We start from the raw sequence: 7,847 nt of genomic DNA, 5'->3' as shown, positions 1-7,847 counted from the left end.
GATCGCGCTGCATCACTTGTTCTACGAAATATTCAGCTGGTTTACTTGAATGGTGGAAGTGTTTAGAATAGGCGATCACTTTTCGAAAGGGATTGAGTAAAATAACAGGAGTCTTAACCATTTTGCCGAATTCTGCAATAAAACGTGCAGTACTCGCATCGTTCATTAAAAGAGTAGAAAAACGTTTTTGGATATCTAAGGCATAAGATATCTGTTCTGTCTTTGTATTCCATAAATAACTCAGTAACTGATGCAATAAAGAACCTAATGGAGCGGTACTAGGAACTTGAATAATAGGCAAGCCGACTTTATTTGCATAGTCTAAAACCTTTTGATCGATCTTATCTATAAAACGGCCCGCTTTAATACCTAAACCTGCTGAATTTACCCGCACTAGTGAATCAATGAAAGGAATCATTTTTTCTTGATCATCTTTGAAAATCATTGCTGTAGTTAAGATAAAGACATTCTTAGGAATATAAAATGCTACGTCTGGTGTTTCTGTGATTTCAATACTGTCTACGACATGGTCCAAATGATGTTCTGCAGTTAAAGACTTTAAACTAGAAAAACGCGGAATAGCTATTAGTTCTTTTAGGGTTGTCACTAAATCACCTCTTCTTCCTTCATTTTAATTGAAAGTACCTTATACAGCAATTCCTTTGTGCAAAAATGATAATAGAATTAAAAAGTTAGCAGTAATAGCTAATGCGTTTTATGTGGAGTTTGGTATGATAGAATAGAGAAAAAGTAAAAAATAGAGGAGGCCCTTGTATGTATAATGAATTAAATACACCTATTCGTACCATCATGACACCAGGCCCTGTGGAAGTGCATCCACGAGTACGTCAAGCCATGAGTACACCTATTATCGGACAATTTGATCCTGCTTTTTTTAAAATTATGAATGAAGTCAAACAAATGATCAAAGTTCCATTCGGCACTAAAAACGAACAAGCTTTTGCTATTGACGGCACTTCCAGAGCAGGCTTAGAAGCAGCCTTGATCGGATTGATCGAGCCAGGAGATAAAGTGTTGATTCCTGCTTATGGCCGTTTTGCTTATCTTTTAGGTGAAATTTGTGAACGTGCCAAAGCGACAACGATTTATTTAGAAAAAGAATGGGACAGTGTTTTTGACCAAAAGGAAATAATCGAAGCTATTGCGGAGCACCAACCTAAAATAGTTGCGATGGTTCATGGCGAAACAGCGAATGGACAAATGCAACCTTTAGATAAAATTGGAGCGTACTGTCAAGAACACGAAACTTTCTTAGTAGTAGATACAGTCGCTACTTATGGCGGAGTACCCGTCAAAGTAGATGAGTGGGGTATTGACATTGCTGTAGCCGGAACACAAAAATGTGTGGGTGTCCCTGCTGGATTAGCTTTGATCACCTATAATGACCGTGTTGAAAAAGTATTAACTTCTCGTTATCAAAAAGAATTAGGGTTGAGCAAAGACTTTAGAAACGAAAGATACATCAGCAGCAACTACTTAGATTTAAGCCAGCTGCAACGTTATTGGGATGAGAATCGAATCAATCACCATACTGAAGCAACCAGCATGATTTATGCTTTGCATGAAGGGCTGCGTTTACTGCTTCAGGAAGGGATCGAAGCAGGATATGAAAGACACCAATTGAATGACCGAGCTATTCAAGCGGGAATTCACGCGATGGGTCTAGGAATCTATGGCGATGCAGAAACAAAAATGGCTACCGTTACTCCGATTTTGATTCCTGAAGGAGTTGATGGAGAAGCTGTGAAGACAATGATGCTTGAGCAATTTGGCGTTGAAATTGCATCTTCATTCGGACCGCTGAATGGAAAAGTTTGGCGATTCGGAAATATGGGATTTAGTAGCCGCAGAGAAAATGTTTTACAAGTATTGGGCGCCTTTGAAGCGACTCTCCTCTATTATGGAGCGGATATCCATTGTGGCAAAGCCGTCCAAGCTGCACTTGACGTTTACCTCACCGCAAAATAAAACAGTGAAAGACCATTAAGTATATCATTATAGTTAATGGTCTTTTTTAAATTCAGCGATAATTAACGCTAACCTCCTTATCGTTCTTCTTAAATTACCCAACCTTTATAAACAAAGAAAGAATCAATCCTGAATATGGCTAGAATGACTAAAACAAAAGAATACTTTGTTCATATTTCACAATGAAACCGTTTTAAACAACAGGTAAAATGAATATATAAATAAGTGATAGCGATTCCAATCAGGAGGTTTTAAAATGGAAATGAGTAAAGAGAACTATCAAGAAAAAGAAGGCGATAGGCTGATAGATGAAAAACAATTGAAAAAATTTAAGCAGCGTGGATACAATGAAGATGTTCTTCCTAAAACAGCTGAAAAACGAAATATGAGTGCTAAAAATTATTTTACACTTTGGATGGGATCGGTTCATAATATCCCCAACTATACAGCAGTTGGTGGTTTTCTTTTTCTAGGGTTATCCCCCATAAACGTTATGTTGGCTATTATTATTAGTGCATTAGCCGTTGCAGCCTTCATGGTATATAACGGAAAAGCGGGATCTCGTTATGGGATACCATTTGCAATGCAATTACGTTCTACATACGGGGACATAGGGGCAAAGCTCCCTGGTTTCCTTCGTGGAGGAGTAGCTGCAATAGCTTGGTTTGGACTTCAAAACTATACCGGGTCATTAGCTTTGCTGATCTTAATTGGCAGTTTCTGGCCGGAATTTTTAACACTAGGTGGAGATTTCTCTTTTTTTGGTATCAATCTGCCAGGTTTAATCGCCTTCACCATTTTCTGGGCTATCAATGTCCTAATCGGTTTTGGCGGCGGCGGAACGCTTAACAAATTTACTGCAATTTTGAATCCGCTTATTTATATTGTTTTTGGCGGAATGGCTATTTGGGCAATCAATGTGGCTGGAGGTATAGGAAATATCCTTTCTTATGTTCCAACTGGCGAAGTTGTTCAGCATAATCCTCCAATCTTAGTGTACTTGATGATTATTAATTCAGTTTTAGCTGTGTGGGCAGCTCCAGGCTCCAGTGTTTCTGACTTTACGCAAAGTGCCACTTCAACAAAAGCTCAAACCATTGGACAAACAGCTAGTTTACTTGTTGCTTATGTGATTTTTGCTTTCTCTAGTGTGGCTATTTTAATCGGAGGTTCTATCCATTATAATGTGCAAGAGTGGAATGTATTAAACATTGTCGATAAATGGGACAGCTTGCCTGCTGCTACTTTAGCAGTTGTGGTGTTGTTAATGACTACAATCTCGACGAATGCCACAGGGAATATTATCCCTGCTGCTTATCAGCTTTCTGCTTTATTCCCTAAAAAGGTCAATTACAAAAAAGGGGTACTCATTGCTGGAGTAATCAGTTATTTGATTATGCCATGGAAACTAATGGAAAACTCAGATAGCATCTTTGCTTTTCTAAACATTATTGGAGCAGTTCTTGGGCCAGTTGCAGGTGTCATGCTTGCTGATTATTACGTTGTGAAGAAGCAAAAAATTGACTTAGATGCTTTGTATATGGATAAGACAGCAGATAAGGCTACTAATTCTTATCGAGGCGTGAATAAAGAAGCTTATATAGCAACCATCGTGGCGCTGCTTGTTTCTTTAAGCGGTCAGCTCATTCCGTCTCTGCAATTGATTTCCAGTCTATCTTGGCTGATTGGTGCAGGATTAGCTTTTGTGATTTATACGATCCTAAAAAGAGTAGAGAAATAATTTAAAAATAGTTTTATTTGATAAATAATAAAAAATAGCAGTAGGAGGAATTGGAACATGAAATATGATTTAATCATCAAAAACGGGTTAGTGATTTTAGATAACGGTGAAGTAGAAACAGATGTAGCTGTAAAAGAAGGAAAAATCGTTGCTATTGGAACAGATTTAGGTGAAGCAGCTGAAGTGGTAGATGCTAAAGGATTAATCGTCAGTCCCGGTATGCTGGATGCTCATGTTCACATTACTGATCCAGGCGGAAGCTATCGTGATGATTGGGAAGGTTACCTGACAGGTACAAAAGCAAGCGCTAAAGGAGGCGTAACCTCTTTTATGGAAATGCCTTTAAATCAAGTACCGGCAACTGTAGACGCAAAATCATTGCAAGTCAAATTAGATGCAGGCGAAAATAGATTAACAGCTGATGTTGCTTCATTTGGCGGTTTGGTACCCTTTAATTTAGAAAAAGGAATCCAAGAATTACATGAGGGCGGCGTAGCAGCTTACAAAGCGTTTATGGCAACCTGCGGAGATCGTTCAATTGAAGGAGACTTCATGAATTCAGACGATTACACTTTATATGAAGGAATGAAAAAAATCGCTAAAACAGGAAAAGTTTTAGCCCTGCATGCTGAGAATGCAACGATCACAGACAAATTAGGTGAAATTGCTTATCAAAATGGAGAAACCACTCTGAAAGCCTATGTTGCTACTCGTCCTGTATTTACAGAAGTCGAACCGATCAGACGAGCTATTCTTTTCGCTAAAGAAACGGGATGCCGTATTCATATCTGTCATATTGCCTGTCCAGAAGGCGTAGAAGAAGTAACTAAGGCACGTAATGAAGGGGTAGACGTAACCTGTGAAACCTGTACACATTACTTGTACTTCGACACTTCTGAACTGGATGCAATTGGACCAGTCGTAAAATGTTCTCCTCCTATTCGTGATAAAGAAAACCAAAATGGCATGTGGGAAAAATTATTGGCTGGTGAAATTGATTTTGTAACATCGGACCATTCTCCATGTACACCAGATTTAAAAGATACAGACAATGCTTTTGAAGCTTGGGGCGGTATTGCCGGTCTTCAAAATAACGTGGATATTCTATTTGATGAAGCTGTTCAAAAACGCGGTATGTCATTAAAACAATTTGCAGATATTATTGCTGCAAATCCAGCAGATCGATACAAATTAAATACAAAAGGACGTATTTCTATCGGAAAAGATGCGGACTTTGTCTTGATCAAACCCAATGCACCGTATACGTTGAAAGCTGAAGATCTAGAATACAAAAATAAAATCAGTCCCTATATTGGTCGCGAAATCGGCGCGCAAATAGCACGGACGATTTTACGTGGAAAAACCGTTTATAGTCAAGAAGAAGGCGTTGTAGACACAAGACCAGGCCAATTTATCTTTGTTAAGTAAGACCTGACTAAAATAAGCAACCCAGCAAGAGAACCAGAAGTAAAACTTCGGTTCTCTTTTTTTTTCTTAAAAAACTACTGTCCAAAAATTAAAGAGGTAAGGGAATAAAAGACAGTTTAGCATGCTTATTATTAGGCACTGTGAAAAAAAGAAAGTATACTTAACTTACAAAAAACAAAAAGAAGAATTCGCTTAGTAAAGGCAAAGGTTCATAGAGGCTTTACTAATTCAACTTCAAAACTGCAGCTTGTTTAACTTTCAGAAGATACTAAAGCCAATTACTATTACGTAAAACCCAAACCAAGACACGTTCAACAGCAAAAAAAAGGGAAATGAATAAAGCAAGGTAATTAAGAGAGGAGAAAAACAAATGGGTGCGATTATAGGAGTAATATTGCTTGTATTGGCCATAGGAGTTATTGCTTTAAATATGAATCCAGTAGTTCCAATCAGTTTGTGGTTTACATCAGTCAATTTGCCAGTTTGGATAGTCATTGCAGGAGCTTTAGTTTTAGGGCTGTTGATCGCTTGGCTATTAGCTCTCTCCAAAGGAACGAAGAATAGAGAAAAAAAGAAGGATCAAGAAGATAAATTGAGGGTTGCAGATTTGTCAAAAAAAGAAGCCGTCGAGCAGGCGAAACAAGATTCTGAAGCACAATTGATACAGAAAAATGCTGAAATTGAAGGGTTGAAAAAGCAAGTCAGCAGCCTCGAAGAAGAACTAAATAAACACTTAGCAACTGCAGACACAAAAAGCGTACAAGACACTTCGACGACAAAAATTGGAAAAACGGATATTGCTAAGCAAGATTTAAAAAGTGAAAAAGTAACAGATAGTATCACAATAGAACCAGATGATACTAAACAAACTAGAGTGAGTAAGAATAAAAGATAACTTAGGATCATTAAGAGCTACTAAGACCAGCGGAGATCATTAGCGCTGGTCTTTAACTGTTTATCCCTATTTCTAGATAGCAAAAAGCGTCCTGTCAGTTGTTTGACTTATTTGAACTTGATTTGTATACTTCACTTATTAAAGAGACTTTAAGAAGAGCTGAGCGTCTAGAAAAAATGCACGCTAAGTAAGCTGTAGCAATGCAGCTAAAAATAAAAAAGGATGGGAAATAATTATGAAAATAGAACACCTTGCTTTATGGGTAGAGGATTTAGAAGCAACAAAAACATTTTATGAAACTTATTTTGAAGCAGAAGCAAATGAATTGTATCATAACCCTACAAAAAAATTTAAATCTTATTTCCTTACATTTACAGATGGAGCTCGTTTAGAGATCATGCAGCGCGCAGATGTGACTAAACGTTCTTCGACGGAAATGTTAGGTTGGGCACATATCGCAATTTCTGTCGGAAGCAAAGAAAAAGTGGATGAGTTGACCGATAAATTGATCAGCGATGGCTACACGTGTACCAGCCAACCACGCCTTACTGGTGACGGTTATTATGAAAGCGTAATAGAAGATCCAGAAAGAAATCTTATTGAAATAACGGTTTAATTATTTTGGAATAAGTCTACATTCTATTGGAATTATTAAAAAAAGAGGCAGTTAATAGATCGAAAAACAGAAGGGCGCTATCAACTAGGATGTTTTATAGAAGCGGAAAGATACGAATCGTATTATACCGCTTCTTTGTATTATCTAGAGATAGATCGCGCTGTTTTACAAAAGAACCTGCAATTTTAACAGATAGAAAAAAAGCAATACATTTGTTAGAGCCAATTACTCAATAAATGGAATTTTGTAACGATCAGGGCTGAAAACCTGTACGATCATTTTTTGTGATTTTTCGGATTACGTTACATGGTACGCCTGCTGCTATTACGTTAGGAGGAACATCTTTAGTAACTACGCTTCCTGATCCAATGATGGAGTTGTCTCCAATGGTAACTCCTTGATTGATATGAACACCTGCTCCCAACCATACATTATTTCCGATTTTTACATTTTTAGCATAACAAGCTCCTGCGATTCTTTCGTGAAAATCAATCGCGTGATTGGAAGTATAAATCCCAACCCTTGGTCCAAACAACACATTATCACCTATTTCGTTTTCTCCACCATCAAGCATAATACAGTCAAAGTTTGCATAGAAGTTGTTTCCAATAGAAATATTATATCCAAATTCACATCTGAAATTCGGCTCAAAGTGGATCCCTTGTCCTACCGATTTTAATAACCGTTTTAAAATGGTTTCTCTTTCTTCTGATGTTTTTCCAAAACTATTATTATATTCATTAGTCAGCAATACTGTATTTTCTCTTGCTTTAATCAATTCTGGTGTCACATCATTGTACATAGCACCACTTAATATATGTTGACGTTGTTCATCAAGTTCCATACTGCTCAATTCTCCTCTCAAATTTCAAATTTATTGGTTTAACTGCTTCTTTATATCTTAACATGACCTCCCAGTTGAATCATTTTCTTTATACGTTTCTAAATACAATTATTAAATCTGCTTCTATAAAAAGCGAAATAATAGAAAAGGCACTCTGCTAAGAGTACCTTTCTACCTGTCTATCCTATTCAGTGAACAAGGTTTGTTTAATAGTGGATTACCTCTTGTTTTCTGTAAGATTCCAATGAACCATATTCACACTTGCGTCATTTACTTTGAGCTTAACCGTTATTTTCTGTGTTTTAATGAACCAAGACTCTCAGTTGCAGCTGCA

At 37.3% G+C, this 7,847-nt stretch carries 7 protein-coding genes; 5 read left to right on the top strand and 2 right to left on the bottom strand.

The features are described from left to right. Window positions 1-607, bottom strand: a 607-nt coding sequence (locus tag RT405_RS11215) for a PucR family transcriptional regulator ligand-binding domain-containing protein (RefSeq protein ID WP_313469723.1), incomplete at its 3' end; no start/stop codon positions are given. A gap of 167 nt (window positions 608-774) precedes the next feature. On the opposite strand from RT405_RS11215, the gene RT405_RS11210 reads away from it, so the two are divergent. The 5 genes from RT405_RS11210 (at window position 775) to RT405_RS11190 (ending at window position 6,669) form a co-directional block, all read left to right on the top strand. Next, window positions 775-1,989, top strand: coding sequence for an alanine--glyoxylate aminotransferase family protein (locus RT405_RS11210; RefSeq protein WP_313469722.1), 1,215 nt, complete (start codon window positions 775-777; stop codon window positions 1,987-1,989). A 262-nt stretch (window positions 1,990-2,251) separates the two neighbouring features. Beyond that, window positions 2,252-3,730 (top strand): allantoin permease, encoded by a 1,479-nt coding sequence (locus RT405_RS11205; protein ID WP_313469725.1) that lies wholly within the window; start codon window positions 2,252-2,254, stop codon window positions 3,728-3,730. Between the two features lie 57 nt (window positions 3,731-3,787). Beyond that, entirely contained in the window at window positions 3,788-5,158 is a 1,371-nt protein-coding gene (gene allB, locus RT405_RS11200; RefSeq protein ID WP_313469721.1) for an allantoinase AllB, read from the top strand. A gap of 370 nt (window positions 5,159-5,528) precedes the next feature. Continuing rightward, window positions 5,529-6,053 carry a lipopolysaccharide assembly protein LapA domain-containing protein gene (locus RT405_RS11195; protein WP_313469720.1) on the top strand — a complete coding sequence of 175 codons (525 nt, stop codon included), beginning with the start codon at window positions 5,529-5,531 and terminating at the stop codon, window positions 6,051-6,053. Window positions 6,054-6,288: 235 nt separating this feature from the next. After that, entirely contained in the window at window positions 6,289-6,669 is a 381-nt protein-coding gene (locus RT405_RS11190; protein ID WP_313469719.1) for a VOC family protein, read from the top strand. A 253-nt stretch (window positions 6,670-6,922) separates the two neighbouring features. Here the strand turns inward: RT405_RS11190 and RT405_RS11185 are convergent, their stop codons facing one another. Further along, complete coding sequence (locus RT405_RS11185) at window positions 6,923-7,513, bottom strand: sugar O-acetyltransferase (protein WP_313469718.1); 591 nt, start codon at window positions 7,511-7,513, stop codon at window positions 6,923-6,925. Between the last annotated feature and the right edge of the window lie 334 nt (window positions 7,514-7,847).

The organism is Carnobacterium sp. (assembly GCF_032094055.1).
In the GTDB taxonomy this organism is placed as follows: domain Bacteria; phylum Bacillota; class Bacilli; order Lactobacillales; family Carnobacteriaceae; genus Carnobacterium_A.
Note: the sequence above shows the minus strand (reverse complement) of the source record. Positions and strands in the feature narration are given on the sequence as shown.